General features: G+C 68.4%; 23 protein-coding genes, 1 tRNA gene and 1 pseudogene. 15 read left to right on the forward strand and 10 right to left on the reverse strand.

The features are described from left to right. From ACWDSJ_RS12905 to ACWDSJ_RS12920, 4 genes are all read right to left on the reverse strand, one after another. Complete coding sequence (locus tag ACWDSJ_RS12905) at positions 1–690, reverse strand: class I SAM-dependent methyltransferase (protein ID WP_450031700.1); 690 nt, start codon at positions 688–690, stop codon at positions 1–3. A 23-nt stretch (positions 691–713) separates the two neighbouring features. Beyond that, positions 714–1,817 (reverse strand): DUF4185 domain-containing protein, encoded by a 1,104-nt coding sequence (locus ACWDSJ_RS12910; protein ID WP_450031702.1) that lies wholly within the window; start codon positions 1,815–1,817, stop codon positions 714–716. 187 nt (positions 1,818–2,004) lie between these two features. Next, positions 2,005–2,748, reverse strand: coding sequence for a crotonase/enoyl-CoA hydratase family protein (locus tag ACWDSJ_RS12915; RefSeq protein WP_450031704.1), 744 nt, complete (start codon positions 2,746–2,748; stop codon positions 2,005–2,007). After that, a complete protein-coding gene (locus ACWDSJ_RS12920) occupies positions 2,745–3,530 on the reverse strand; it encodes an alpha/beta fold hydrolase (protein WP_450031706.1) in 786 nt (261 codons plus the stop codon). Before ACWDSJ_RS12920 ends, ACWDSJ_RS12915 begins: the two co-directional genes overlap by 4 nt. A gap of 268 nt (positions 3,531–3,798) precedes the next feature. On the opposite strand from ACWDSJ_RS12920, the gene ACWDSJ_RS12925 reads away from it, so the two are divergent. The 4 genes from ACWDSJ_RS12925 (at position 3,799) to ACWDSJ_RS12940 (ending at position 5,282) form a co-directional block, all read left to right on the forward strand. Further along, complete coding sequence (locus tag ACWDSJ_RS12925; RefSeq protein ID WP_450031707.1) at positions 3,799–4,023, forward strand: hypothetical protein; 225 nt, start codon at positions 3,799–3,801, stop codon at positions 4,021–4,023. Beyond that, the gene (locus ACWDSJ_RS12930) at positions 4,010–4,306 is read left to right on the forward strand and encodes a hypothetical protein (protein ID WP_450031709.1); all 297 of its coding nucleotides are present in this window, start codon (positions 4,010–4,012) and stop codon (positions 4,304–4,306) included. Before ACWDSJ_RS12925 ends, ACWDSJ_RS12930 begins: the two co-directional genes overlap by 14 nt. Positions 4,307–4,411: 105 nt before the next feature. Next, positions 4,412–4,741 carry a hypothetical protein gene (locus ACWDSJ_RS12935; RefSeq protein ID WP_387358032.1) on the forward strand — a complete coding sequence of 110 codons (330 nt, stop codon included), beginning with the start codon at positions 4,412–4,414 and terminating at the stop codon, positions 4,739–4,741. A 43-nt stretch (positions 4,742–4,784) separates the two neighbouring features. Further along, positions 4,785–5,282 carry a YdcF family protein gene (locus ACWDSJ_RS12940; protein ID WP_450031711.1) on the forward strand — a complete coding sequence of 166 codons (498 nt, stop codon included), beginning with the start codon at positions 4,785–4,787 and terminating at the stop codon, positions 5,280–5,282. 16 nt (positions 5,283–5,298) lie between these two features. Here ACWDSJ_RS12940 and dcd read toward each other — a convergent pair whose 3' ends face one another. After that, positions 5,299–5,877, reverse strand: coding sequence for a dCTP deaminase (dcd, locus tag ACWDSJ_RS12945; protein ID WP_387358028.1), 579 nt, complete (start codon positions 5,875–5,877; stop codon positions 5,299–5,301). 197 nt (positions 5,878–6,074) lie between these two features. Between dcd and ACWDSJ_RS12950 the strand changes: the two genes are divergently transcribed. Next, complete coding sequence (locus tag ACWDSJ_RS12950) at positions 6,075–6,809, forward strand: MmyB family transcriptional regulator (RefSeq protein ID WP_450031713.1); 735 nt, start codon at positions 6,075–6,077, stop codon at positions 6,807–6,809. Here ACWDSJ_RS12950 and ACWDSJ_RS12955 read toward each other — a convergent pair. Beyond that, on the reverse strand, positions 6,769–7,791 hold the full coding sequence (locus ACWDSJ_RS12955) for an acyl-CoA dehydrogenase family protein (RefSeq protein ID WP_450031715.1): 1,023 nt from the start codon (positions 7,789–7,791) through the stop codon (positions 6,769–6,771). The genes ACWDSJ_RS12950 and ACWDSJ_RS12955 overlap by 41 nt on opposite strands. A 120-nt stretch (positions 7,792–7,911) precedes the next feature. Between ACWDSJ_RS12955 and ACWDSJ_RS12960 the strand changes: the two genes are divergently transcribed. The 6 genes from ACWDSJ_RS12960 (at position 7,912) to ACWDSJ_RS12985 (ending at position 15,595) form a co-directional block, all read left to right on the forward strand. Next, positions 7,912–8,955 carry a GAF domain-containing protein gene (locus ACWDSJ_RS12960; RefSeq protein WP_450031717.1) on the forward strand — a complete coding sequence of 348 codons (1,044 nt, stop codon included), beginning with the start codon at positions 7,912–7,914 and terminating at the stop codon, positions 8,953–8,955. A gap of 455 nt (positions 8,956–9,410) precedes the next feature. Next, positions 9,411–9,481, forward strand: a tRNA-Gly gene (locus ACWDSJ_RS12965). A 99-nt stretch (positions 9,482–9,580) separates the two neighbouring features. Next, the gene (locus tag ACWDSJ_RS12970; protein ID WP_450031719.1) at positions 9,581–11,098 is read left to right on the forward strand and encodes a PfkB family carbohydrate kinase; all 1,518 of its coding nucleotides are present in this window, start codon (positions 9,581–9,583) and stop codon (positions 11,096–11,098) included. Between the two features lie 33 nt (positions 11,099–11,131). Next, complete coding sequence (locus tag ACWDSJ_RS12975) at positions 11,132–12,697, forward strand: PfkB family carbohydrate kinase (RefSeq protein ID WP_450031721.1); 1,566 nt, start codon at positions 11,132–11,134, stop codon at positions 12,695–12,697. Between the two features lie 108 nt (positions 12,698–12,805). After that, complete coding sequence (locus tag ACWDSJ_RS12980) at positions 12,806–14,128, forward strand: UDP-glucose dehydrogenase family protein (protein ID WP_387358016.1); 1,323 nt, start codon at positions 12,806–12,808, stop codon at positions 14,126–14,128. A gap of 102 nt (positions 14,129–14,230) precedes the next feature. Beyond that, positions 14,231–15,595: an Hsp70 family protein gene (locus tag ACWDSJ_RS12985; RefSeq protein WP_450031723.1), complete on the forward strand. Its 1,365-nt coding sequence runs from the start codon at positions 14,231–14,233 to the stop codon at positions 15,593–15,595. Positions 15,596–16,109: 514 nt separating this feature from the next. Here the strand turns inward: ACWDSJ_RS12985 and ACWDSJ_RS12990 are convergent. From ACWDSJ_RS12990 to ACWDSJ_RS13000, 3 genes and pseudogenes are all read right to left on the reverse strand, one after another. After that, positions 16,110–17,378 (reverse strand): annotated as a pseudogene (locus tag ACWDSJ_RS12990) (YibE/F family protein); the annotation flags it as partial. Between the two features lie 363 nt (positions 17,379–17,741). Next, positions 17,742–19,001 (reverse strand): pyridoxal phosphate-dependent aminotransferase, encoded by a 1,260-nt coding sequence (locus tag ACWDSJ_RS12995; protein WP_387358012.1) that lies wholly within the window; start codon positions 18,999–19,001, stop codon positions 17,742–17,744. A gap of 34 nt (positions 19,002–19,035) precedes the next feature. Further along, positions 19,036–20,373: an XRE family transcriptional regulator gene (locus ACWDSJ_RS13000; RefSeq protein ID WP_387358010.1), complete on the reverse strand. Its 1,338-nt coding sequence runs from the start codon at positions 20,371–20,373 to the stop codon at positions 19,036–19,038. Between the two features lie 254 nt (positions 20,374–20,627). Here ACWDSJ_RS13000 and ACWDSJ_RS13005 point away from each other — a divergent pair, with 254 nt between their 5' ends. Next, entirely contained in the window at positions 20,628–21,074 is a 447-nt protein-coding gene (locus ACWDSJ_RS13005) for a hypothetical protein (protein ID WP_450031725.1), read from the forward strand. A 551-nt stretch (positions 21,075–21,625) separates the two neighbouring features. On the opposite strand, the gene ACWDSJ_RS13010 is transcribed toward ACWDSJ_RS13005, so the two are convergent. Beyond that, positions 21,626–21,883, reverse strand: a complete 258-nt coding sequence (locus ACWDSJ_RS13010) for a helix-turn-helix domain-containing protein (RefSeq protein ID WP_450031727.1) — start codon at positions 21,881–21,883, stop codon at positions 21,626–21,628. A gap of 185 nt (positions 21,884–22,068) precedes the next feature. On the opposite strand from ACWDSJ_RS13010, the gene ACWDSJ_RS13015 reads away from it, so the two are divergent. The 3 genes from ACWDSJ_RS13015 (at position 22,069) to ACWDSJ_RS13025 (ending at position 24,578) form a co-directional block, all read left to right on the forward strand. Continuing rightward, positions 22,069–22,281, forward strand: coding sequence for a helix-turn-helix domain-containing protein (locus ACWDSJ_RS13015; RefSeq protein WP_450031729.1), 213 nt, complete (start codon positions 22,069–22,071; stop codon positions 22,279–22,281). Further along, positions 22,278–23,066: a hypothetical protein gene (locus tag ACWDSJ_RS13020; protein WP_450031731.1), complete on the forward strand. Its 789-nt coding sequence runs from the start codon at positions 22,278–22,280 to the stop codon at positions 23,064–23,066. The genes ACWDSJ_RS13015 and ACWDSJ_RS13020 overlap by 4 nt, the downstream gene beginning before the upstream one ends. A gap of 747 nt (positions 23,067–23,813) precedes the next feature. Further along, the gene (locus ACWDSJ_RS13025) at positions 23,814–24,578 is read left to right on the forward strand and encodes a PE-PPE domain-containing protein (RefSeq protein ID WP_450031733.1); all 765 of its coding nucleotides are present in this window, start codon (positions 23,814–23,816) and stop codon (positions 24,576–24,578) included. Positions 24,579–24,617 lie beyond the last annotated feature (39 nt).

Here is a 24,617-nt window from a genome sequence, read left to right on the forward strand (position 1 = left end):
TCAGCCCGCGGTCGCCTGCTCCTCGAGATCGGGCACGATCCGGGTGGCGACCACGAGCGCGTCGATGGCGTCGCGGCCCTCGGTGGCGCGCAACACGCGACCGGCGACGTGCACCCGCACCGGGAGATCGGCCAGTTCGCGGGACACGTCGTCGGGGGTGAACAGGATCGACGGATCCTGCGGCCCCCCGAAGCCGTCGGTGAGATTGCGGCTGTCGTGCCCGAGCACCAGCAGGGTGCCGCCGGGGGAGAGCCACTCGGCCGTCCGGGCCAGCAGCGCGCGGCGCTGGTCGGCGGGCAGATGCAGGAAGACCATGAGGATCAGCTCGAACGGGCCGGTGATGCCCGCCGCGTCCGGTTCGGTGACATCGGCGCACTGCCAGTCGACGCGGGCGCGCACCGACCGCGACAGGCGCGAGGCGACCGTGCGGCCCTTATCGATGGCGACCTGGGAGAAGTCCACCGCGCGCACCTGCCAGCCGTGGGTGGCCAGCCACAGCGCGTTGCGCCCCTCCCCGCACGCCAGATCCAGCGCGCGGGGCAGGGCGGGCGGCTCCTCACCGGGGGCGTCGGGCGCCAGCCGCACCCGCTTCTCCAGCCCGTAGACGTGTTCGACGACGGTCGCGTTGGGCGGTGCGCCCCAGACCAGTTCGCTGCGCGAATACCGGGCATCCCACTCCGCCGCATCCATGGGGCCGAGTGTAAAGGGCGGGGTTACAGGGTCGTGCGCATGAGCAGGACGTTGTACTGACTGTGCACGGTGGTGAGGAAGTACAGGTCACGCCCGGTCTGGTACGGGAAGATCGACGGGGCGTAGGCGGTGGGCAGTTCGCGCGTGTCGATCAGCACCTCCGGCGGACTCCACGGCCCCTCCGGCGACGGCGCCCGGCGCATGACCACCGAATTCCACGGATCGGTGGTGAGCATGACGTACTGGCCGAGGTACTGGTTCCACATCACCGACAGCTCGCCGACGCCGCCGGTGATCGGGGCCGCCGCGTTCACATCGCCCTTGCGCCAGCCGCCGCCGTCCCAGTACTCGTACTCGTCGAGGTTCTGGATGTCGTGCTCGCGGACGCGGGCGACGTAGGCGAAATGGTTTCGGCCCGAAGGGGTTCCGTACTCGTAGACGTATCCGCCGGACTTCACGAAGGCGTTCATCTGGAAGTTGGCGTCGCCGCCCTCGTTCGGGCGGCGGGTGAACGACAGATCCGCCCAGGTCTCGCCGTTGTCGGCGGAGGCGGCCAGGCCGGAGTAGTTGGTCGTCCACTGGCCGACCTCGTCCCAGCTCTGCACCGACATCAGGCTCATGTACTGCACGCCGTCGACGGCGATCCCGGCGGTGGGGATGCGGCTGATCTCGATGAACGGGATCTTCGGGCTGGGGATCAGATCGCGGGCTTGGCCGAGGCCGTCGCGCACGACGCTGTCGAAGTAGATGCCGTTGCTCGGATCCTGAGTGTGGCTGCGCAGCAACACATTCGAGCGCCACGCCCAGACGCTGCCCGCGAGCAGATTCGGCAGGCCGACACCGGCGGTGTCGCCGAAGGCGGTGAGCATCTGCCCCGCGCCGTTGTCCCACATGATGCCCAGGTCGGTGCCGAGCACATTGTTGTTCTCGGTGTGGTTGGGGCTGGCCATGCCGGTCACCTGGAAGACGGCGCGGCTGCGCCCGACCAGTTGGGGGAGGCCGCTGGTGCCGTTGAGGACCGGAATCGGATTGATGGCGTTGGGGTTGGCGACGGCAGGCGGGGTGACGGTGAGGAGCAAGGCCGAGACTCCCGTCAGCACGGACAGGATGGATGCGGTCTTGATCAAGGTCGGTGGGCCTTCCGGGTCATTGCCGAGCGGTGCGGCCCACCGGAAGATCTGTGACTCCGCACACGATCATCGACTTGGCTGGCAAGGTCTGCGAATGCTAACAGCTTGCCATGATCGTATGGGTTTCACGCACCGGGGAACTGGGTATCAATAAAATTTTTCGGCTGGAAATGATTTCACGAGGTCAACGGCGGCCGAGAGCCTGTCCGAGCAGCAGTGGAAGCTGGGTCGCGCGTTCGATGCCGAGAGTTCGCCGGACCCCGCTGTGCCAGCTGCGGTCGAACATCCGCTTGGCGGCGGCGACCGCGCGCGGGGGCCGGGCGGCGATGCGCGTGGCGAGTTCGTCGGCGTCCGCGCCCGGATCGGCGGTCACCTCGGTGATCAGTCCGATCCGCTCGGCGTAGGCGGCGTCGACCGGGTCGGCGGTCATGGTCAGCAGCAGGGCCTTGTCCATGCCGATCAGGCGCGAAAGTGTCACGGCCCCGGTCATATCCGGGATGAGGCCGTGCTTGGCCTCCATCACCGAGAAGTCGGCGTCGGGCGTGGCGAGGCGGAAGTCGGCGGCCAGGGCCAGTTGCAGGCCGCCGCCGTAGCAGTGCCCGTGCACCGCGGCGATGACCGGTTGCGGCAGCCGCCGCCACGCCCAGCACGCCTCCTGGAAGGTGTTGGTGCCGCGGCCGGGCAGCGGGACGAAATTGCGCACGATGGTGAGCGGATCGCCGACGGCCTTCGCGATGTCGAGGCCGGAGGAGAAGCTGGGGCCGTTGCCGGACAGGATCACGGCGCGAATGTCGTTGCGGCCGCGGATCTCTCGGGCGACGCCGACCAGGTCGCGCAGCATCGGGATGGTGAGGCCGTTGTGCTTGTCGGGGCGGTCCAGGGCGACGCGGGCGCGGTCCCCGTCGAAGCGCAGCGATACGTGGCTCATTGCGAACTTTCTGTCGGCTGTTCCAGCAGGATCTTCGCGCATCCGGCGGGGTCGTCGTAGAAGGGGGTGTGGCCGCTGCCGCGCAGGGTGAGGTGCCGGGCTCGCGGCAGCCAGGCGCGGGCGCGGCGGCTCTGGGTGGCGTAGGTGAGCAGGATGTCGCGGTTGCCCCAGGCGATCGTCACCGGAATGCGGTCGAGCCGACCGCCGTTCTGCAATCGCGCGTGCGTGAAAGAGGCCAGCGCGCAATCGAATCCGGGCGAATCCAGCGCGCCCGTCGCGGTGTCGTAGGCCACCCGCGCGTCCACTCGCCACGGCTTGCCGAAGACCAGCCCGAGGAACGCCGTCCGCCCCGCCGCCGTCCCCAGGATCGCGGGCAACGCCCCCCGCATCCGCACTCCGAGATCCTTCGAACGCCCCAGCGACTGCTGACACCACACCCGCCCGCTGGTCGACCAGAATCCGATCGGCGAATACGCGGTCACGCTCCGGGCCAGCCCGCGCGCCGCCAGATTCAGCACGATCAGCCCACCCATCGAATTCCCCGCCAGATGCGGCCGCTCGATCCCCGCCTCCACCAGAAACGCCGCCAACGCGTCGGTCAGCTCGTCCACCCCCGCCCCCGGAATCGCCGCCGACCCCCCGAACCCCGGCAGATCCACCGCCACCACCTCGAACCGCCCCGCCAACGCCTCGATCATCGGCTCCCACACCTGCCACCGACTCCCCACCCCGTGCACCAACACCAACGGCTCCCCACGCCCCACCCGATGGTGATTCAACATCTCCACTCCCAACCTCACGTTCGCGCGCCCACCCTAACAACCATTGACACCCCGCCAACAGAGTTGACGCGTCCCCGTGCTCTCCCTCGGCCGTTCCTCCTCGCCCCTTCTCGGCCCTTGCTTCTGGACTTATTTGTCCCGCGCCCGGACTTCCGTGTCCCTTGCCCAGTCTCCTGTCTCTTGGCTGGGGTCTTCTCGTCCCTTGCCCGGGCTCTCCCCTGTCCCTCGTCCCGGAGCGAAGCGGAGGGGCGAGGGTACGATAAAAAGTATGGCAACCCGTAAGGTCACTCTCTCCCTGGACGAAGCGGCCTGGTCCTATGCCGAGCAGGCCGCCGCTCGCGCGGGAATGTCGCCCTCGGCGTGGATATCCCGGGCCGCGCGGCGCGAGGCCGTGCGGACGGGGTGTGGGCCGGTGCCGGACGCGGCCGCGCTGGCGTCCGCCGACGAGGCGGAGTTGCTGGCCGCGGAGAAGGAACTGCGTGCGCAGGGGTGAACTCTGGCTCTACAACCCGCACGGTTCCCCGCGGCAACGCACGGTCGTCCTGATCTCGAGTGACGGCATCAACGAGTCGCCGCGCCCCTGGCTGATCGCGGCCGAGGTGCAGGACACCGATCCCGACGACATCCTCGCCGTCTCGATCCCCGGACACGGCTGGGTGCACGCCGGGAATCTGGGGCGCATCTACCGCGGCTGGCTCGCCCGCCGGGTCGACGAGATCGACGCCGAGATTGTGGAACGTCTCGATACCGCCCTACGCGCGGCCATGGATCTGTGACGGATCTGTGACCCACGTCTGTTGCCGCGCCGCGTGATACGGCAGGATCACCACGGCGGTGCCCGCGCCGCCGCTGCCGACTTATTCGCGAGAATCGAGGAACAGTTGAGGAATTCGCTGATCGCCGCCGCATTCGTCGCCCTGCCGCTGCTGGCGGCGTGCGGCTCCGACCACAAGGACTCCCAGCCCCAGGTGACCCAGGCCGATGTCTCCAAGTCCCTGCAATCCGGCGGCCTGCAGGCCAACCTGGCCGACTGCGCCGCGAAACACTTTGTGGACGCCGGTATTTCGCAGGACGGCCTGCGCGCCATGACCAAGTCCCCCTCGACGGCCCCGACCGCCGACCCGGGCGCGGGCATGAGCAAGGAGGACGCCGACAAGGCCCGCACCGCGGCGCAGAAGATCGCGACCGAGTGCTTCACCGCCCCCAACTGATCCCCTGACCGGGCGGCGGATCGTCCGAGCGGTCGCGGCGCCGGTGCTCGTCCTCGCCGTGGCCGTGGCCGCGCTGTGGCCGGTGTACGTGCGACCGCGCGTCGACGCCCCGGCCCCGGCCGACGCCATCGTGGTCCTCGGCGGCGCGCACGACGGGCGCGAGGAACTGGCGCTGCGGCTGGCCCACGACGGCTACGCGCCCCGGGTGCTGTTCTCGAATCCCTACGAGCACAGCGCGCTGCTGAACCGCGTCTGCCACGGCGGTTACCGCTTCGAGGTGGACTGCTTCGATCCGGATCCGCGCACCACCCGGGGCGAGGGCCGCGAACTGGCGGCGCGGGCCCGCGCGGGCGGCTGGCGCCGGGTGCTCGTGGTGACCTTCACCCCGCACGTCTCCCGGGCCCGCTACATTCTCCGAAAGTGTTGGGACGGTGAGATTCTCGTGGTGGTCGCGCACCCGCGCATCACCCCGGCGCGCTGGGCCTATCAATATCTCTACCAGTCGGCCGGATATGCGAAGGCGGCGATCGAGGACTGCTGAATCCCGTCGATAATTGTCAAATACTGTGCGGTAGAGGGAAATTCAAATACGCCTTGGACGGCGTGGGTCCGCGCTGCCCCTGGTACTTCGATCCCGCCGCCGCGCTGCCGTAGGGATTCTCGGCGGGGCTGGACAGCCGGAACAGGCACAGCTGCCCGATCTTCATCCCGGGCCACAGCGTGATGGGCAGATTCGCGACATTCGACAGTTCGAGGGTGATGTGCCCGCTGAAACCCGGATCGATGAATCCGGCCGTCGAATGGGTGAGCAGGCCCAACCGGCCGAGGCTCGATTTCCCCTCCAGCCGCCCGGCCAGATCGGTGGGCAGCGTGCACACCTCGAGCGTGGAACCCAGCACGAATTCGCCCGGATGCAGCACGAACGGCTCGCCCTCGGCGGGTTCGACGAGGGTGGTCAGCTCGTCCTGCCGCTGCGCGGGATCGATGTGGGTATAGCGAGTGTTGTTGAACACCCGGAACATTCGATCCAACCGCACATCGATACTCGACGGCTGAACCAGTTTCTCGTCGAACGGATCCACCCCGAGCCGGCCGGCCGTGAGCTCGGCACGAATGTCGCGATCGGAAAGCAGCACGCCGACAGAGCGTAGTGCGTCGGACGCGGGGGCGGGCGTCCGGCTCTCCCCTCCGACGAGTCGGTCGCCCACCCCGACCCCCGGAATCGGACCAGGCCCGCTTGCCTGTCCGACTATCAGCATTGGATAGTGGGCGCGTCGGAGTCAACACCTGCGACCCGTACATCTTGTCCGGGCTCCGAGTTAGGAACGTTTCGATGTCGCCGTCCATTCGAAATCTGGGCTCGTTCGTGCGCGAGCAGAGAAATGTCGCGAATCTCACCCAGAGCGAACTCGCCAAAATGGTCGGCATCTCCGAGGAGACGCTCTCGGCCATCGAACGCAACAAACGTCCCATTTCCCGGAGCGTGCTCACGCCGCTGTTCACCGCGCTCGGCGTGGAACCGGAGAAGATCCAGGCCATGACCGGCCTGCACGCCGGGGTCCCGGTGCCCGCGCAGGTCACCCCGAACCCGCAGGAGCTCTCGGCGCTGGAGGCCATCGCCACCCCGGCCTGTTATCAGGACATCCACACCTACCGGATCGTGGCCGCCAATGCGGCCGCGCGCGTGGCGCTTCCGGGCCTGGCGCCCGGGACCAGCCTGGTGGAATGGCTGATGGCGGATCCGCGCTCGCGTCGCGTCGTCGGCGATTGGGAGAAGGCCGCCCACGGCTTCGTCTACTCGCTGAAGGTCCTGGCCCTCGGGGCGATGGAACCGGAGATCAGCGGGCCGATCATCGAGACCTGCCGCCGCGCGCCGGAATGGGAACGGATGTGGAACACCCGTCCGGTCGATCCGCGGCCGTTCGACACGCTCATCCACATTCATCCCGAGACCGGGGTCGAGCGGGAGATGTACATCACGTCGTTCGCGGTGCAGTTCCCGCGCTCGGGCTGGTGGCTGTGGATGCTCAGTCCGGTGCGGGAGTCCGATTCGGCGCCAGCCGGGTGAGCAGCGCGGACCGGATCGGGTCGCGGGTCGTGCAGACCAGCGCGAAGGTGGCCTGCCGCGCCAGCCGTTCGGGCGTCGAGCCCGCGAGCGCCGCGCGGCTGCCCGCCGCGACCACCACCGCCGCGGCCGCCTCGACCGCCGCGTGCGCGATATCCGCGCGCAGGGCGTAGGTGGCCTCGGGATCGCCCAGCGCGGCCGCGAAACGGCCACGCAGCGCGGCATATCGGGCCGCGTAGGGGGTGTCGTCCACCGCGAGGGTCCGCAGCTCCCGCAGACAGGCGGACAGGACGCCCAGCGGCAGCGCGCCGTTGATCCAGTCCGCGATGCCCGCCCGCCCGGCGCGGAACGCGCTCACGGGCGCGTCGCCGACGAGCCGGTCCTCGCCGACAAGGACGCGGTCGAAACGCAGCCGGACCGTGGCGCTGGCGTTGGCGGCCACCAGCGTGAGTGGATCGGCGGTCAACCCCTCGACCTCGGCGACCGGGATCAGTAGCGTCGCCACCGATTCGGTTGCGGCCGAACGCAATCGGACCGAGGTGGCCAGCGCGGCGAGCTGACCCCACCCGGTGACGAACGGGGCCGTGCCGTCGACGACGAAACCGGCGTCGGTCCGTTCGGCGAACAGCGTGGGTTCGGTCCGCGCGCCCGCGTAGGAGACCCCGCACCGGTACTCACCCGCGGCCATTGGCCCCAGGAACCGTTCGCGCAGAGCCGGATTCCCGGCGGCGACCGCGCGCAGGGCGCCCAGATGCTGGGCCCAGACGAAGCCGGTCGCCAGGCAGCCGCCGAGGATCGTGGCCGCGGTATCGATCAGGATGTCGGGCGTCATCCCCTCCGACAGCACGAAGCCGTAGAACCCGCGCCGGGCCAGTTCGTCGAGATGCGCGGGCGGAACGCGGGCCGACCGATCGACCTCGGCCGCGGCCCCGTCGAGCACCTCCGCGACGAGCAGGCGGGCCTCGGACGGCCAATCCTTCGACATGCCAGGCCCTTCCCGTTTCGGCGCGCGGACGACCGGACCGATGCTATCGAAGCGTATTCCGGCGGGCCGCCGGGAACCACAGGGGTGCAACGATTTCCTCGAAGGGGCAGGATCGTCCCCATGCAGGATCGACATGTGCCGAGCCGCAGCGAACTTCTGATCGAGACATTGGGTCGCGAACCGCGCGTCATCGCGGAAAACGGCCGGGTGCGCGATTTTCGCAAGATTTCCAGCGTGCTGCGCCCGGTCGACGCGCGCACGGTGACCCGGCTCGTCGGTGAGGTGGTGAAGTCCGCCGAGCCCGTGGTGCGCACCGCGGACGTTCCCGATCCCGATGCCCCGGGCGGGACGACCGAACGGCATTACGCCGGATATCCCGTGGCCGGTCCGGACAATATCGTCTCCGGGGTACAGGTCGTGTACGGGAACGGTATCGGGAGGCCGAGCGCGCACGCCGCGGCGTTCCAATGGGAACTCGACGTGACGGGCGGGCCGCCGCGGTTGCACGTCACCCCCGAATTCATCGATCTGCTGGAAATCGCGGACCAGCATTTGGATCGCAGCGTCTACGGCCCGCTGGATTTCTTCGGCCGGGTCGCGCGCATTCCGGATCTGGTTCGCATGTGGCACGCGATCCTCGGGGCCGCACCCGGTTACGCCGAAACGGGCACCGTCCCCGTGCGCACGGGCGCGGAGAATCTCGAAATGCTGCTCTACGCCCAGCGATACGTCCCGACCGATGTCGGCCCCCGCCTGCGCGTGCTGTGCCAGAACATGGCCGGACTCGACCGGCTCCAACTGCGCATCGACATGCTGGATCTGGCCGTCTCCCGGGCCGCGATCGCCGCGAGCGGCACCTACGGCGTGGTCCTCGAGACCCGCTGGCCGACCACCTGCCCGCTGCAATGGCTGACCGGCTGGGCCCCGAACCTGGGCCACGGCGTCGCCACCGGCCAGACCCCCGGCATGCATCCCGACGACATCGTCCGCGTCCCAGGGCTTGTCGAGAAGGCGCGCACCGAAGGCGTGGTCCGCGACAGCGTCCGCGTCCGCAAGTTCGGCGGCGGCTGGATGACCGCCGATTTCGTCGCCCAACTCCTCGACCCCGAGGTCTCTCCCACGCTCGCCCTGTCCCTGGTCACCATCGCCGACGACCCCGCCTGACTCCCCTGGAAGCCCGCCCCGAGATCGACTACCATCGGCCCTGCACAGGGTCCGCTTTCGAGACCTGGCCCGTTCGGCCACTCTCCAGGTCCGCTGTGACACGCGCACCTCCCCGGAGGTTGTGTGGTCTGTCCCCAGGGGACGCCGCCCGCGCTCAATGGTGACCCAGGCCCGCGCTCCGCGAGCCGACCACTGACGAGGCCGAGGCGTGCACGAATCATCTCCCCCCATCCCCCCGCGCCACCCGGGCAACCCCCACCCGCGCACCCCGAACCCGTTGGCCCCCAAGGCATCCCGGCAACCCCGAACGCCCTGACCCCCAGCGGGCCGACCCGCCCGGCTCCACCACGCCGTCCGGAGGGGTGTCGACGTAGTGGACCGGGCGGGGCCTCCCGAGTTTGGCCCCCACACCACTCCATCTGCTAAGGTTCCCCCAGCACCTCGCGTGCCACCAAGCCGGTGTAGTTTAGTGGTAGAACATCAGCTTCCCAAGCTGAGAGTGCGGGTTCGATTCCCGTCACCGGCTCTTCGATTTCCGATTCCGCTCGCATCGCGGCCGTAACGATTACCCTCGGGGGAACCAGGGTTTCGGCGATGAGGCATGGTGGGGCGAATCTTGAGCCGAATGGACGTTATCGGATTCGGGGCCTTGAACATTGATGTCATTGCCACCGCGTCAGGGCTATCCGAACTCGCTGCCGAGCAGATCACCGAATCGACTGCTCGGTTCGAATGGAATCGGGAAGGGCCGACGGATCGCGATGAGATCCTCGAGGCGGTCCATAATATCGGTTCCTCCTCGCTGAACTTTTCGCTCGGGGGTTCAGCCTGGTTGACGATCTACGCGCTGGCACAGATGCGATTGGGGCTTCGACTCGGCTACGTCGGCGCGCTCGGTCGTATCGAGGCGCCGGGCGTTTCGTTCCGGGCGCAGATGAGCGAACTCGGTATCGATGACACCTGGGTCGGGCGCTTCGGCCGCGAGCACTGTGGACTCTGTCTGTCGTTCATCGACGACAACGAGCGCGTCATGCGCACCTACCCCGGCGCCAATCTGCTGATGGCACAACACATTCAGGACAATTTCGAGGCCGTCGTCCAATATCTCTCCTCCGCTCGGTTCGTGCATGTGACGTCCTTCCTGGACGACCGCACACCGGCGCGGATGCTGACGGTGCTGCGCGCGGCGCGGCGGCGCAATCCGGCCCTGCGCTTCAGCGTCGACCCCGGTTTCGACTGGGCCGAACACCCGAGTACCGAGGTGCAGGGAATCCTCGAATTGGCCGACGTGCTGTTCGTCAACTATCGCGAATTCAAGGCGCTGGGGTCGTATCACCTCGGTGACACCGATGAGACGCTCGCCCGTCGTATTCTGCGGATCTGTCATCGTCCCGGGGTCGCCGTCTTCGTCACCAAACGGTACGACTACACCGAGGTGTTCGTCCGGGAGGGCGACGAGCTGCGCACCCTCCGGTTCCAACTCCAGCGCCCGGTGCGCGAGACCGAGATCGAAGACGCCACGGGCGCGGGGGATGTGTTCGCCGCGTCGGTGTTGGCGGCCGTCACGTCCGATCGGCTGAAGGTCGAACTCGGCGGCTATCTCGGACTGGCGTTGGCCCGTCGTAAGCTGCAGACCCCGCCGGGCGCCCCGCTCGATCTCGGGCAAGGCTTTCTGCAGCAGAAGGATTCGCCCCTCGGTGGGGGCGTGCGGCGGCGAGTGCTCATCGTGCACGACGAGAATCCGCAGTGGCAGGAGGTTCGGAAATTCATCGAAACCCGTTGTGGAATACCGACCGAACACCTCGGTCCGTCCGATTTCGCCGCCGACCGACTGGCCGAAACGGTCGATGGTCCGGTCTCCCGGTGTGGCTTTGCGGTGTGTCTGCTGTCGGCGAAGAATTCCGCGCGGGGATCGCGTCAACCGGACCAGATGATCGTGCATCAGGTGGGTATCCTTCAAGGACGCTACGGATTCGGTCGCGTCGCCCTCCTGGTCGAGTACGGCTGTGACCTGTTCACGAATCTGTCCGGTTTGATCAGGTTGGGATTTCCTGCAGGGAGGGTCGAGGCGAAGTTCGTCGAGCTGCAACGCATGCTGCTCAGAGAACTTCTGACCGTCGGAAGCGCCTCGGTTCGGGTCTGAGGGTACGGTCGGCGAGAAGCAGGAGCAGGGGACATGGTTTACGCCTTGGACGTCGTCGGTATCGGCGCGCTGAACCTCGACTACATCACGATCAAATCCGCTCGCGTGCCCGATTCGCGCGGACGCACACTCACCGATCGCATTCGGGAACTGGTCGCCGAGGAAGGGCAGCGGCTGGAACTCGGCACCGAGCTGAACGTGGACGCGAACACGATCTACGGAGCCATCGAGGCCGCCAGTTCCGCGACGCCGAAGGCCACGCTCGGCGGCTCGGCCTTCAACGCGATACGAGCCATGGCCGCCACTCGGTCCGGGCTGCGCCTGGGCTATGTCGGCGTCGCGGGGCATTCCCCCGTCATAGGGGTGTCCATCGTGGACGAGTTGGACGCGTTGGGGGTGGATCGTTCTCTCGTCGCGGTGGAGGAGTCCAAGGCGTGCGGGATCTGCTTCGCGCTCACCGAAGCCGGCGACCGCACGCTGCTCACGCACGCCGGGGCCAACCAAGATATGGCGACCTTTCTGGATCGTCGGTTCGAGGAGGTCGTCGCCTATCTGGGTAGCGCTCGATTGATTCATGTGACGTCATTTCTGGACGATGTCACGGCGGGTGAACTGGTCCGGGTGCTACGGGCGGTGAAAGCGGCCGGGACCGGCACACTCATCTCGTTCGACCCCGGACATGTCTGGGCGGTACAGCGTGCTCCCGAGGTGTTGGCGATAATGCGCCTCAGCGATTATCTTCTGCTCAACCATCGGGAATTCCAGGAGATCGGCCGGTATCGCCGGGGGGAATCGAACGATGATGTGGCGAGCCGAATCCTCGCGTCGTTCGACAGTTCGCACGCCGTCGTCGTGCTCAAACGACCGACCGGGATCTGGTCCTTTCGGCGGGACGGGCAGAAGGTTTTCGGGGATTTCTACGGACAGGCTCCGCTGCCGGAAGACGAGATCCAGGATTCGACGGGCGCCGGAGACGTGTTCGCGGCGGGCCTGCTGACCGTGCTCACCTCCGATCGTTTGCAGGTGGAGCTGGGATCGCTGCTCGGAATGGCTCTGGTACGGCACAAACTGGGTTATGTCGGCAGCACGGGACACAGCCAATTCGCCTCGGTCACAAAACATTTCCTGCGTCTGCTGGCCAATCGGCGCAACAGCGGGATCGAAGCCGACGGGGTGTTCATCAGTCACGGGCACAGCGCGCAATGGCGGGTCGTCGAGGATTTCGTCCAAAGGTATTTCCGGCTACCGGTTTTCGCCTTCGAGAGCGACCCGTGGGGCGGGTTGCAGGTGACCGAGGCGCTGACCGAGTATCTCGAACGGTGCAGCTTCGCGATCTGCGTGCTCACCGCCGAGGACGACACCTGCGACGGCCGGAAACAGGGGCGGCAGAACGTCGTGCACGAGGTCGGCCTGTTCCAGGGGCGTTACGGCTTCGATCGGGTGATCGTGCTGGCCGAGGAGTCCTGCGCGTTCGTACCGCACACGCCCCCGCGCTGCCTGCTGACCTTCCCGCGGGACAATATCGACCACACCTTCTACCGCCTCGGGGAACTGATCCGCCGCGAGTTCCTGGACGACCGGGCCGAAGCCCTCCCCTGATCATCCCCCACCCCCCTGACCACCCAGTTTCCCCCTGTACACCCACAATTACCCCCAGCCTTCCCCCACCGACCCCACCCCGCCACCCCCACCCCTTACCAATCGATCATGCGTGTCACCGTATTCGGGACTGGGTATCTGGGAGCGACCCATGCCGCGTGCATGGCCGAGCTCGGGCATGACGTGGTGGGGGTGGATGTCGATCCGGGGAAGGTCGCGAAGCTCTCCGATGGGGTGGTGCCGTTCTACGAGCCGGGGCTCGAGGAGGTGTTGCGGCGCAATCTGGAGCGGAAGCGGTTGCGGTTCAGCACGTCCTACGAGGAGGCGGCGGGGCATGCGGATGTGCATTTCCTGGGGGTGGGGACGCCGCAGAAGAAGGGGGAGTACGCGGCGGATCTGAGGTATGTGCACGCGGTGGTGGACACGCTCGCGCCGATGTTGGAGCGGCCCAGCGTGATCGTGGGGAAGTCGACCGTGCCGGTCGGGACCGCGGCGGCGCTGGGGGCGCGGGCGCGGGCGGGCGCCTCGACCGAGGTGGAGGTGGCGTGGAATCCGGAGTTCCTGCGGGAGGGGTTCGCGGTACGGGACACGCTGCGGCCGGATCGGCTGGTGCTGGGGATCGATCGGGACCGGCCGAACTCGGCCTGGGTCGAGGAGCTGGTGCGGGAGATCTACGCGGATCTGATCGCCGCCGAGGTGCCCTACCTCGTAACCGATTTGGCGACGGCCGAATTGGTGAAGGTCTCCGCCAATGCCTTTCTGGCGACCAAGATCTCGTTCATCAACGCGGTCTCCGAGGTCTGCGAGGCCACCGGGGCGGACGTCACCGTGCTCGCCGACGCGCTGGGTTACGACGCCCGCATCGGCCGCCGGTTCCTCAACGCCGGGCTCGGCTTCGGGGGCGGCTGTCTGCCCAAGGACATTCGCGCGTTCATGGCCCGCGCGGGTGAGCTGGGCGCCGACCACGCGGTGGCGTTCCTGCGCGAGGTCGACAACATCAACATGCGCCGCCGCACCAAGGTCGTCGACATGGCCGCGCAGGCGTGCGGCGGTTCGCTGCTGGGCGCGAACGTGGCCGTGCTCGGCGCGGCGTTCAAACCCGAATCCGACGATGTGCGTGACTCGCCCGCGCTCAATGTCGCCGGAATGATCCAGCTGCACGGCGCGGTCGTCACCGTGTACGACCCGAAGGCGCTGGAGAATTCGCGTAAGGTCTTCCCCACGCTGAACTACGCCACCTCCGTCGCGGAGGCGTGCGAACGCGCGGATGTCGTTCTGGTGCTGACCGAATGGCGCGAGTTCACCGCGCTCACGCCCGCCGACCTGGACCCGGTCGTCCGCTCGCGGTCCATCATCGACGGCCGGAACTGTCTCGATCGCGCCAGCTGGCGGTCGGCCGGATGGGTGTACGCCGGGCTCGGCACGTCGTAGGGTATTCCGGACGGGTACAGTGGCTCCCACTGTGTGGCGACGCTGGCCATCCGCAGGCGGCGCCCGCCGCGCGTCGTGGAATGCGAACGAGATGGGCAGCAGATGAGTTCGGTACTGGGAGTTTCCGTGGGAGCGGGCGCGATCCGCATCGCGCGGTCACGCTCCGGAAACTCCGCCGAGCGGTTCGCGCCCGACCTGTTCGACCTGCACGCCCTGTCCGTCGACGACCACCCGATGGCCGAGGTCGCCGCCGACGGTCTCGCCGCCGCGCTCACCCTCGACATCTCGGCCACCGCCATCGGTTTCCGCAACGAGCAGCACGCCCGCGCCCTGCGCGCGGCCCTCGCCCGGCGGCAACTGACCAATTACGAACTCGTGCCCGAGGCCGTCGCCGCCCTGCAATTCCTCCAGTCCTCCGGCGAGACGCACGGCTACCGCACGATCGCGCTGTACGACCTGGGCAGCTCCGGCCTGTCGGTCACCGTGGTCGACGTCGCGAGCCGCCGCGTCGTGCACAGCGAGCGCACCAGCGACATCAGCGGCGACTACCTGGATTCGCTCATCCGCGAGCAGCAGATCGCCTCCGGCCGCATCGCCCACCCGGCCGATCCGGCGGGGCTGGCCGTGCTGGATTCGCTGTGCCGCCAGGCCAAGGAGCAGCTGTCGATCAACACCGCGGTCGCGCTGCCGAGCGAGCACGGGCTGGTGCTGATCTCGCAGGAGAACTTCGAGGCGCTGATCACCCTCGCCGTGGAGTCGTCGGCGCGCATGACCCGCGATGTGATCATGCGGTCCGAGCAGGCCGTGCAGGCGGTCGTCGCCCTGGGTGGTTGCGCGCGAATCCCCTTGGTGCCCAAGGTACTCGGACGCTGGCTCGGCATGCCCGTCGTGGTGCCCGACCGTCCGGAGGCGGTGGTGGCGCGCGGCGCCGCGCTGCTGGCCCGCCCGGCCCGGCCGATCGGCGCGCCGCAGCCTCCGCCGCTGGTGATCGAGGAGACCGAGCAGCTCCAGCCGGCGTGGCTGGTCGAGGAGCCCGCGCCGCGTCCGCGCCGCGATCCCGTCGACGAGCTCGACATCGAGCGTCCGCGCGGCCGTCGCCGGGAGCTGAGCGTGGCGGGTGTGGCCGTCGGCGCGCTCGTCGTCGTGGCCGCCGTCGGCCTGGGTCTGGGCTGGGCTCCCCAAGTGCTGCAAGGCAATTCGCAGAGCAGCAAGTCCGAGGGCGAATCCAGCGCGACCAAGGCCCCGACGACCTCGGCCGCCCCCACCTCGGTCCCGCCGGGACCCGACACCACCAACGAGTCGCTGGCCGCCCCGCCGCCGGAGTGGCAGCAGCAGACGACCACCCAGACCGCGGCCCCGCCGCCGCCCAATCAGAACACCATCGTCGTGCCGGGCCTGCCGCCCATCGTGGTGCCGACGATTCCGCCGCTGCTGCCGCCGATCCAGCTGCCGGGACCGGGGCGGTAGTCGGTCAGTCGTCGCGGTAGCGGTGCCGCCGCGGCTCGGGACGTCGCGTGGGCCAGGACTGCCGAGGGTCCGGCTGCTCCTCGTGCCCGTGGTCGGCGAAGCCGTCGAAAGTGCCCGTGTGGTAGTCCGTTTCGTTGGGATATTCGAAATCGCTTCCGAGGGCGGAGGATTCGCGGCCCCACTGACCGAAATCGTTGCCGCCCTGCCGGTTCGGCCCGCCCACCCGACCTCGGTGCTCGGGTCCCGGCTGATCGGACGCGTTACCGGGCACCCGGAATTCCACGCTGGGCGGCCCGGATCCGTTGTCGCGCACTCGGAATTCGCCGCGCGTCGGCCCGGGCGTGCCGCGGCGGCCTCGCGCGTCCCCGCTGCGCCCGGCCGGGGGCCGCGCTTCCTCGCCCGCATGTCCCCGCCCGCGCGCCTCACCGCTCGGCGGTCCGGAGTCCTTGCCGCCCATCGGAACTCGTACCCCGGCACGCTCGGACCTTCGAGTCGCGCCCCCCGACCCGGGCGAACGCCTCGGCCCCCCGGAACGCACCGGAGCCGCGGGCTCCGACCGCAGGGTGAACGGCCGCGCCAGCAGAACCGCGATCGCCGTCGTCAACGGCACCGACAACGCGAGGCAGATACCGCCCACCGCCGACCGCGTGATCTCGATCGCGACCGCGTCCCCGGTCAGCACGTCGCCGATCGACCGTCCCGCCACGGAGAACAGCAACAGCAACGGCAGCGCCCCGCCCGCGTAGGCGAGCACCAGCGTGTACACCGTGCTGGCGATGTGGTCGCGCCCGACCCGCATGGCGGCGGCGAAAACCTCACGGCGCGTGGCCTGTTCGTCGAGTGCGGCGAGTTCGAAGGCCGCCGACGCCTGGGTGATGGTGACATCGTTGAGCACGCCGAGCGAGCCGATGATGAAGCCCGCCAACAGCAGTCCGGTGATGCTGACGTGTTGGAGGTAGGTGGCCACATTGGTGTTGTCCTCCTGGGACAACCCCGTCACGTGGGTCATCTTCAAGGTCAGCCAGGACAGCACCGCCGCGAGCACCATCGCGCTCAATGTGCCCAGCAGCGCCGAACTGGTCCGCAGATTCACCCCGTGCGCCAGATACAGCACCGCGTAGAGGATCAGCGCCCCCGACACCAGCGCCACCGGCAGCGCGGGCTGTCCGTCCAGCAGCGCGGGCAGCAGGAACACCACCAGCACCCCGAACGCGAACACCAGCCCGAGCACCGCGCGCAATCCGCGCCAGCGCGCCACCGCGACGATCACCGCCGCGAACACCAGCGCGATCACCGCCAGCGGCAGGGCGCGCGAATAGTCGTCGAAGGCGTAGACGGGGGTGCCGCTGGGATCGTTCTGCCGGACCAGCCGGATCTTGTCGCCCGCGTGCAGATCGGGTTGCCCTGGGCCCGGGGCGATTTCGAGCAGGGTGTGCTTGCCCTGATGCGGGCCGGAGTCGATCGACACCAGGCTGCGCTGACAGGTGTAGGCGCTGGTGGCGGGCGGGGTCGGGGTGTCGTCGAACACCCGGCCGTTGGACTGACTGCCGCACGGCCCGATGTCCTGCATGACCACCAGACCCGATTCGGTCCGCATCGCGCCGCCGCCCGCGGTCTGCATCGGCAGCGGGATGTCCACGTGCTGGTGGCTGGGCCACAGCCAGATCACCCCACCGACGACGAGGACACCGATGCCGACGAGTAGCCCGACCACCACCCGGGCGGCGGAGGTACCGATCGCGATCGGCCCCGAGTGATCGTGGTGGTGATGGTGGTCGCTCACCGGTCCCTACCTGTCCGTTGCGTGCCTGACCGGAGCGAGCTTAAAGGATTCGATTTTCGGCTTCACCGTGGCGACGCATGTACGCCGATGCCGGGATCGCGGCGAATACGCAGCTGAAGAGGGGGGAGGGGCGGCGGAGAGCAGGGGGATGTCTCCGCCGCCCAGGGACTCGACGCCCAGGGGGGTAGGCGGTCGAATCCAGGGCCGAGCGGCCCAGGGGGGGTAGGCGGCTCGGCCGGGCACTTTCGGTGCCGAGGACTACTGTACACAAATCGCCGTTCTTAGCGCCAGCTAAGTCTTCAAAAACCTCGATTTTTCAGACTCACGGTTGGTTTCGCCTGGGAGTGAACCCCGCGGCGACCGTCACTGCCGGTAGCTGGCCAGGAAGTTGCCGAACCGCTCGATCGCCACCGCGAGATCGCGCGCCCACGGCAGCGTGACGATGCGGAGGTGATCGTGATGCGGCCAGTTGAAGCCGGTGCCCTGGACCATCAGGATCTTCTCCTGCAACAGCAGATCCAGGATCAGCTTCGAATCGTCGTGGATCTCGTAGACCTCGGGATCCAGCCGGGGGAAGGCGTACAGCGCGCCGCGCGGCTTCACGCAGGAGACGCCGGGGATCATATTGAGCTTCTCCCACGCCACATCGCGCTGTTCGAGCAGCCGCCCGCCCGGCAGCACCAGGTCGTCGATGCTCTGATGACCGCCGAGCGCGACCTGAATCGCGTGCTGCGCGGGCACATTCGGGCACAACCGCGACGAGGCCAGCAGATCGATGCCCTCGAGGAATCCCGCCGCGTGCTCCTTCGGACCCGTGATGACCAGCCAGCCCGAGCGGTATCCGGCGACCCGGTACGCCTTGGACAGCCCGTTGAAGGTCAGGCACAGCAGATCCGGCGCGAGCGTGGCCAGCGAGATGTGCTTGGCGTCGTCGTAGAGGATCTTGTCGTAGATCTCGTCGGCCAGCAGCAGCAGCCGATGCTTGCGGGCCAGGTCCACCAGCTGTTGCAGCACCTCGGTCGAGTACACCGCGCCGGTCGGGTTGTTCGGATTGATGACCAGCAGCGCCTTGGTGCGATCGGTGATCTTCGCTTCGATATCGGCGATATCGGGCTGCCAGCCGTTGGACTCGTCGCACAGGTAGTGCACGGGCGTGCCCCCGGCGAGGCTGGTCATGGCCGTCCAGAGCGGATAGTCGGGCGCGGGGATGAGGACCTCGTCGCCGTTGTCCAGCAGTGCCTGCATGGTGATGGTGATCAGCTCGGAGACGCCGTTGCCCAGGTAGACGTCGTCGACGTCGAACTCCGGGAAGCCCGGCACCAGCTCGTAGCGGGTCACGATCGCGCGGCGGGCGGGCAGGATGCCCTTGGACTCGGAGTAGCCCTGCGCGTAGGGCAGCGCGGCGATGATGTCGCGCATGATCACGTCGGGCGCCTCGAAACCGAAGGGCGCCGGATTGCCGATGTTCAGCTTGAGGATGCGGTGGCCCTCGCCCTCGAGCCGCGCCGCGTGCGCGTGTACCGGTCCCCGGATCTCGTAGACGACGTTCTGGAGCTTGGTCGACTGCTCCAGCACGCGCGGCGGCAGATGAGGTGACTGGCTGGTAGGACTCACCCGTCCCATGGTGCCACTGCGCGCCGCGCCCGCGCGGAGTGCCCTAGGCCGACAAATGGACCGGAATCATCCGCACCGCGGAGGTCGAACCGCAGAACTCCTCGATGCGTTCGTCCAGGTTGCGGGCCTCGGCGGCATCGCGGAACTGGGGTGCCGCGATGCGGCGGCGCAATCCGCTCAGCCGCTCCTCCAACTGCGCGATGCGCTTCTCCTCGGCGAGTTCGAGCACCGGGGCCAGCGCCTCGGCCGCGCCGTCGAGGCTGCCGTTGAGCAGATGCGCGGCCGCGTTGTCGATGCGGGCCAGCGATTCGGCGCCGTAGGAGCGTTGCTCCTCCGGACCGGCCGCGTACAGCTCGATCGCGCGCTGGGTCGCGGCGAGCGCGGGCTCGGCGCGGTCGAGATGGATGTAGGTGGCCCCGGCGTAGTAGTGGCTCTTGGGTTCGTTGAAGCCGAACACCCCGCCCACCTCGTCGTGCAGCGAATCGGTCTCGCCGCTGCCGCGCGCGGCGTCGGCGGCGCGGATGCAGCGCTCGGTGTCGGCGACGCTGCCCAGTTTGGACCAGATGCGGGCCTCGATGTTGTGCAGCCGCACCCGGGCCGTCGCCGATTCGGCGTACTGCTGCCCGCTCTGGGCGAGCATGATGCCGCGGCGCGGGCGTTCGGACTTGTATTCGATCAGCGCCTGCATGCCGCGGGTCCACGCGCGTAAACCGTTGTGCGCGCACAGTTCCGCGTACGCCCACGCCGCGCGGGCCTGCTCACCCGCGGCGTCGTGGTAGCCGAGATCGGTGCTGGCGTTGGCCAACAGGCCGGACAGCGTCCCGGCCAGCATGTACAGATGCCCGGTGTCCGCGGGCCGTTGATGACCCTCGAGCAGCCGGTACACCCGGCGGCGCACGCGCAGCATCTCCACCATCATCGGAACCGGCGGGACGTGGACGTAGTCGTTGGCGATGCGCGTGACGTCGGCGTCGAGTTGCTCCAGCGTGGAAGCGCCGACGTTGGTGGCCTCGGCCCGTCCGGCGTGCTCGCTCGCTTCGTGGGCAGCCGCCATGATCAGATCCCTCTCCGAAATCGCTGCTAACGCATCGCCTCTCATCGCACCGGAATCGACGAGTGCCAACAGTTCCGCGTCGCTCGAATACCTGGTGGGCGCGGAACCCTCACCGCGCGCCTCGAATTCCGGTGCGGGCCGATCGATAAGGGGCTGATCGATCAACGCCGCGAACCGTGCCCGCACCACATCGTCGGACCTGGCGAGGGAGGTGTCGAGGGCGGCCTGATTGACCGGACGCGGATGCACCCGCGAGCCGCCCGCCTCCCATTTGGAGACCAGTCGTTCGTGAACACCCAAATGCGCCGCGAACTCTCGGATACTCATCCGCTTCGCATCGCGGAGGGCGCGGGCTTCTCTGCCTGACCACTGCCGGACCACGATGTCATCCCTTCCGCGACGAACTCACAGTCCAGAGTACGAGCGGATGGTGATCATGACCACAGCCGAAACCGAGCTGGTATCAGCGAGTTCGCAGGTGAGCGCCAAAGGCAGCGCAAGGGCAGCGCAAGGAGGGCGAGCGGGCGTTCCGGTCGGAAGCATCCGAAGCGAAGCTGGTGGGGAGGATCGAGGAGCGCGTCGTGAACGTGGAAAAGCCCAGGACCACAGCGGATTGGGTAGCGCACTACCGGGACGAATTCGGGCTGCCGGTCACCGAACGCGGCGGTTTCGTCATGCTGCCGATCACCGGCCGCACCGGTGTGGTGCACCTGCCGACGATGCGCGCCGAACGAGTCCGCGACGCCCTCACCGACCAGGAAATGATCGGCCCCGTCCTGGCGCGCCAGATTCGCTGGAGTTTCCTGGTCGTCCCCGACTCTCGGCCCGGCACACAGGTTCTCGACGTTCTCAATCGTCTCGATATCGGCATTCCGGGCATCGGCAGCGCGGTCATGCTCCCCACCGGCCTCGGCCGCTGGACGCGCGAGGGCTGCACCTGGATCGTCCCGCCCGCGCCCGATCTCGAACTCCCACCCCTTTCGGTCGTGATCACCACGGCCCTGGCGGTGGGCGGCGGCGAGGTATAACCCTCGCGCCCCGATTCCGGTTCCGCCTCCTTTGGCAGTCGACGAGGCGGACCCGGAATCCCGGAATCGACCCCCTGGATCAGATGCCTTGTCCACGTGCGTATCTGATGAAAACCCGATGTTTCTGTGTATACTCCGGCGGTCGGGTATGTCCGAAATTCATTGTGCGGCTGGGCATAACGGACGGTGAAAGGTATGAGATAGGTCGAGGTGGACCGTCACCCCTGATGGGTCGGGGCAGGCGAACGAGAGCTGTCGTTCGCGGGGTGGGGCGTTCTTTGCGTGGTTCCGGCCGGGGCAGCCCTCCGGCATTCGAAAAATCCGGTCCGGTGGGATCGGGGTCTTGGGATCCGTGGTGGGTCGAGAAGGGGATACGCCGCATGGAGGCGAGTAGATGGGCAACGTGGTTCACGGAGCTCTTGGACGGTGAGGCTTTGACGATCGTCGGTGCGGGATTGGGTGCCGAGATCGTGCGCCGCATACAGCAAGGCACCGCGACGGTCAGCGATCTGATCCGTGCGGCGTGGGAACTGGGGCGGGATCCGCGGGAGTTATTTCCGGTGTCGTTCGACGATTTCGACCGTTTTGGCGACGATCTCCTGCGGGGAGATGCCGAGCGCGTCGCACAACGCATGTAACTGCAGCATGTCCGGCGATCGCTCGCCGTTCTCGAAGCGCTGAATAGTACTCACCGCCAAGCCCGACGCGGCCGCCAGCTGCGGCCGGGTGAGGCCCTGCCGGGCGCGCGCGGCACGGAGCTCGCTGCCCACCGCGCGATTGATCTCGCCATCCAGGTCCCGCAATTCCATACGGACCATTGTGAAGTCCGAACGGCGTTCTGGCAAACATGGTCGGCGTGTTGGCGCAAACGCGCCGCGTCGAAGCTGCATCGATGTTACCGTTCCGTACGGACTTGGCAGAGGTCCATATGGACCTTAAAGTAGTCCATATGGAACTAGACCATAGCTGCATCGGCTTACGAGTCGGAGCTGTGATGGAGGTAACCGGGGTGACTCTCGCCGAGCTGGCCCGCCGCACCGAACTCCCCGCGGCCGAGCTGGCGGAACGGCTGGCCGAACCCGGATCGTTACGGCTCACCGACCTCGGACGCATCGCCGTGGCGCTGAATTGCGGGGTGTTCGACCTGCTGTCGTGCTCCGGTGATCGGGTGCCGCGGGCGTGCTGCCGTCGGGGTGCGGCCGCATGACCCGCCCGCGAGCCGGAGATGTGGGACAGCGAAGTGGGGAAGCTTGTGCTGTCCGATCGCCCGCCGCCGCGACGAGCGATCTGTACCTCGACCGCGCCGCGGTCCGCGACCTGGGCGAACTGCTCCGCGAGATCCCGGATCTCGTCGTGGACCTCCTCGATTCGGTCACCCGCCAGGCGCGGCTGGGACGCCGTGAGCGGCAACGACATTCGGGCGCCCAGCAACTTCCGTACCACCCCGCGGCCGTCGAGGCGTCCGACCGCCTGCACGCCGTCCTGGTCTCCTGGGTCCGGCTGACCTGCGAACATCGCGGCCTGGACTACGACGGTCCGACCGCCACCCCCGGCCTCGCCCGCTGGCTCGACCGCCACCTGATCGCCCTGGCCATGACACCCGGCGCCGAGGACGCACCCGCCCAGATCCGCGCGGCCGTCGAAGCCGCGAACCGCATCGTCTGCCCGCCCGCGACCGTCGTCGAGATCGATGACGACCGCCTCGCCATCGCCCGCCGCAGCCGCCTCAACGCCTCCGGCATCGCCACCCTCGCAAGGGAATTGGGCGACCCCTACCGCTCCCTCACCGTGCGGCGCATCCAAACCCTGCGCGACGCGGGCCGCATCGCCCCCATCCCCGGCCCCTGGGCGCCGGACTGGCCGGAACAGTACACCGTCGGCGAAGTCCTCGACGCCCACCTGATCCATCCCATGCGCCGACGACGCACCGCCACAACCGATTCCACCCCCGCGCGCCCCACGATCGGAATAGAAGTGCGCCGCGCGGGCTGAAGCCGCTACCCCCCTCCCGTCCACACCCAGGCCGTCGAGTCCCCGAACTCGACGGCCTTTCTCGTCTCCAGGCATGTTGCGAAAAACCCGCTCCACCAGCAACTTTCACCCAAGTCCACGATTGGGGTTTGACAAACCCCGCGACTTACGTGAAGCTATGTGCAGCGCCACAGTTGTGCCCCGATCCCGAATCTCCCGGATCCTCTCCCGCACAACACCTTCCGCGCAGCAATTCCCCAAACCCCCGCAGCTGCGGCACGCCCCCGACGAAAACCCTTGACCCCCTTGTGTATCGGGCCGGGCAGAGCGTCGCCGCAAACCCGCCTCCCCGTGTCCCGTCTCCCGCGTCAGCGGTCGCAGACGGTGTAGAGCGGCGGAGGCGCAATTGCCCTGCCCCCGGCCCGAGACGGCCGGGGGCAGGGCGCCGAGCTTTCCTCAGCCCGCCCCGCCCGGTCACGCCTCCCGCATCCTCGGCACCCCTTCGAAAAGCGGTCGCAGGCAATCGGAAGCCGGGGCGCCCCGGCGGCCCCACCCGCACCCCCGTTCGCGGCGGGTGGGGCCGCCCACCCACCCGCGAAAGGAGGTGAACCATGCTCGCCCTCGCCCTCGACCTCGTCGAACTGGCCTACCGGATCGCCCCGGTCGTCCTCCCCGTGCTCTTCCGGCTCCTCGGCCTGTGACCCGCACAGCGTGGCCGCCCGATCCGAATTCCGACCATCCCGAACGATCACGAGGAGCGGCGCGCCGATGATCACCGTTCTGACCTGCCGCGGTACCGGCGAAACACTCGCCTCCCGCGGCAATCTGTTGTGCGCGGTCACCGACCGGCTCGATCCGAGCACCTACACGATCGGCGCCGACATCGACTATCCCGCCAGTGTCGGCCCGGTCAATCCGGGGCTGTCCCTCGCGGGTTGTTCGGAGCAACAATCCATCACCGCCGGAGTCCGCGCGGTGGCCGAGGAGATCCGGCGGACGCCGACGAAGGTCGGCCTCCTCGGCTACAGCCTCGGCGCGCAGGTGGTGACCCGCTTCCTCGAGGCCAAGGCGCGCGGCGCGTACGGCGACTGCGAACTCGTCTGGGCGGCGACCGTCGCCAATCCGCTGCGGCGGCAGGGCGATTCGATCGAGCCGAACCCGATCGGATTCGGGATCAACGGTCAGCACGACGAATGGCCGGATGACATCTTCACCTGGGAGGTGGCGAGTCCGGCGGACGGGATCACCTCCTGTCCGGCGGACTCGCCGCTGCGGGATCTGGCCGAGGTGGTGTCGGCGTTCAGCTTCGCCGAACTCGGCGGTTGGTCCACCGATCTCGCCGAGCGCATGCGCCGCAACCGGTGGCGGCCCGACCGAATCGAGTGGTGGCGAGACCCCGTCCGCGCCTGGGACCGGTGGTCCCGGGCCGCCGCGCTGATGGAGGGCTACCTGGTCGGGGGAGCGCACACCACGGCCTACGTGACGAACGGTTACTGCGCTCGCCTGGCGGCCGTCCTGAACGCCCACGGCTGACGGCCGACCCCGGCAAACACTCTGCATCTCAACGTCTTT

The sequence above is a fragment of the Nocardia sp. NPDC003482 genome (assembly GCF_053588115.1).

Bases quoted from the DNA above. Each gene is read 5' to 3' on its own strand.
- ACWDSJ_RS12905 (WP_450031700.1), bottom strand. From the start codon at position 690: ATGGATGCGGCGGAGTGGGATGCCCGGTATTCGCGCAGCGAACTGGTC.
- ACWDSJ_RS12915 (WP_450031704.1), bottom strand. From the start codon at position 2,748: ATGAGCCACGTATCGCTGCGCTTCGACGGGGACCGCGCCCGCGTCGCC.
- ACWDSJ_RS12920 (WP_450031706.1), bottom strand. From the start codon at position 3,530: ATGTTGAATCACCATCGGGTGGGGCGTGGGGAGCCGTTGGTGTTGGTG.
- ACWDSJ_RS12925 (WP_450031707.1), top strand. From the start codon at position 3,799: ATGGCAACCCGTAAGGTCACTCTCTCCCTGGACGAAGCGGCCTGGTCC.
- ACWDSJ_RS12950 (WP_450031713.1), top strand. From the start codon at position 6,075: ATGTCGCCGTCCATTCGAAATCTGGGCTCGTTCGTGCGCGAGCAGAGA.
- ACWDSJ_RS12955 (WP_450031715.1), bottom strand. From the start codon at position 7,791: ATGTCGAAGGATTGGCCGTCCGAGGCCCGCCTGCTCGTCGCGGAGGTG.
- ACWDSJ_RS12960 (WP_450031717.1), top strand. From the start codon at position 7,912: ATGCAGGATCGACATGTGCCGAGCCGCAGCGAACTTCTGATCGAGACA.
- ACWDSJ_RS12970 (WP_450031719.1), top strand. From the start codon at position 9,581: ATGGACGTTATCGGATTCGGGGCCTTGAACATTGATGTCATTGCCACC.
- ACWDSJ_RS12975 (WP_450031721.1), top strand. From the start codon at position 11,132: ATGGTTTACGCCTTGGACGTCGTCGGTATCGGCGCGCTGAACCTCGAC.
- ACWDSJ_RS12980 (WP_387358016.1), top strand. From the start codon at position 12,806: ATGCGTGTCACCGTATTCGGGACTGGGTATCTGGGAGCGACCCATGCC.
- ACWDSJ_RS12985 (WP_450031723.1), top strand. From the start codon at position 14,231: ATGAGTTCGGTACTGGGAGTTTCCGTGGGAGCGGGCGCGATCCGCATC.
- ACWDSJ_RS12995 (WP_387358012.1), bottom strand. From the start codon at position 19,001: ATGGGACGGGTGAGTCCTACCAGCCAGTCACCTCATCTGCCGCCGCGC.
- ACWDSJ_RS13000 (WP_387358010.1), bottom strand. From the start codon at position 20,373: ATGAGTATCCGAGAGTTCGCGGCGCATTTGGGTGTTCACGAACGACTG.
- ACWDSJ_RS13010 (WP_450031727.1), bottom strand. From the start codon at position 21,883: ATGGAATTGCGGGACCTGGATGGCGAGATCAATCGCGCGGTGGGCAGC.
- ACWDSJ_RS13015 (WP_450031729.1), top strand. From the start codon at position 22,069: ATGGAGGTAACCGGGGTGACTCTCGCCGAGCTGGCCCGCCGCACCGAA.
- ACWDSJ_RS13020 (WP_450031731.1), top strand. From the start codon at position 22,278: ATGACCCGCCCGCGAGCCGGAGATGTGGGACAGCGAAGTGGGGAAGCT.
- ACWDSJ_RS13025 (WP_450031733.1), top strand. From the start codon at position 23,814: ATGATCACCGTTCTGACCTGCCGCGGTACCGGCGAAACACTCGCCTCC.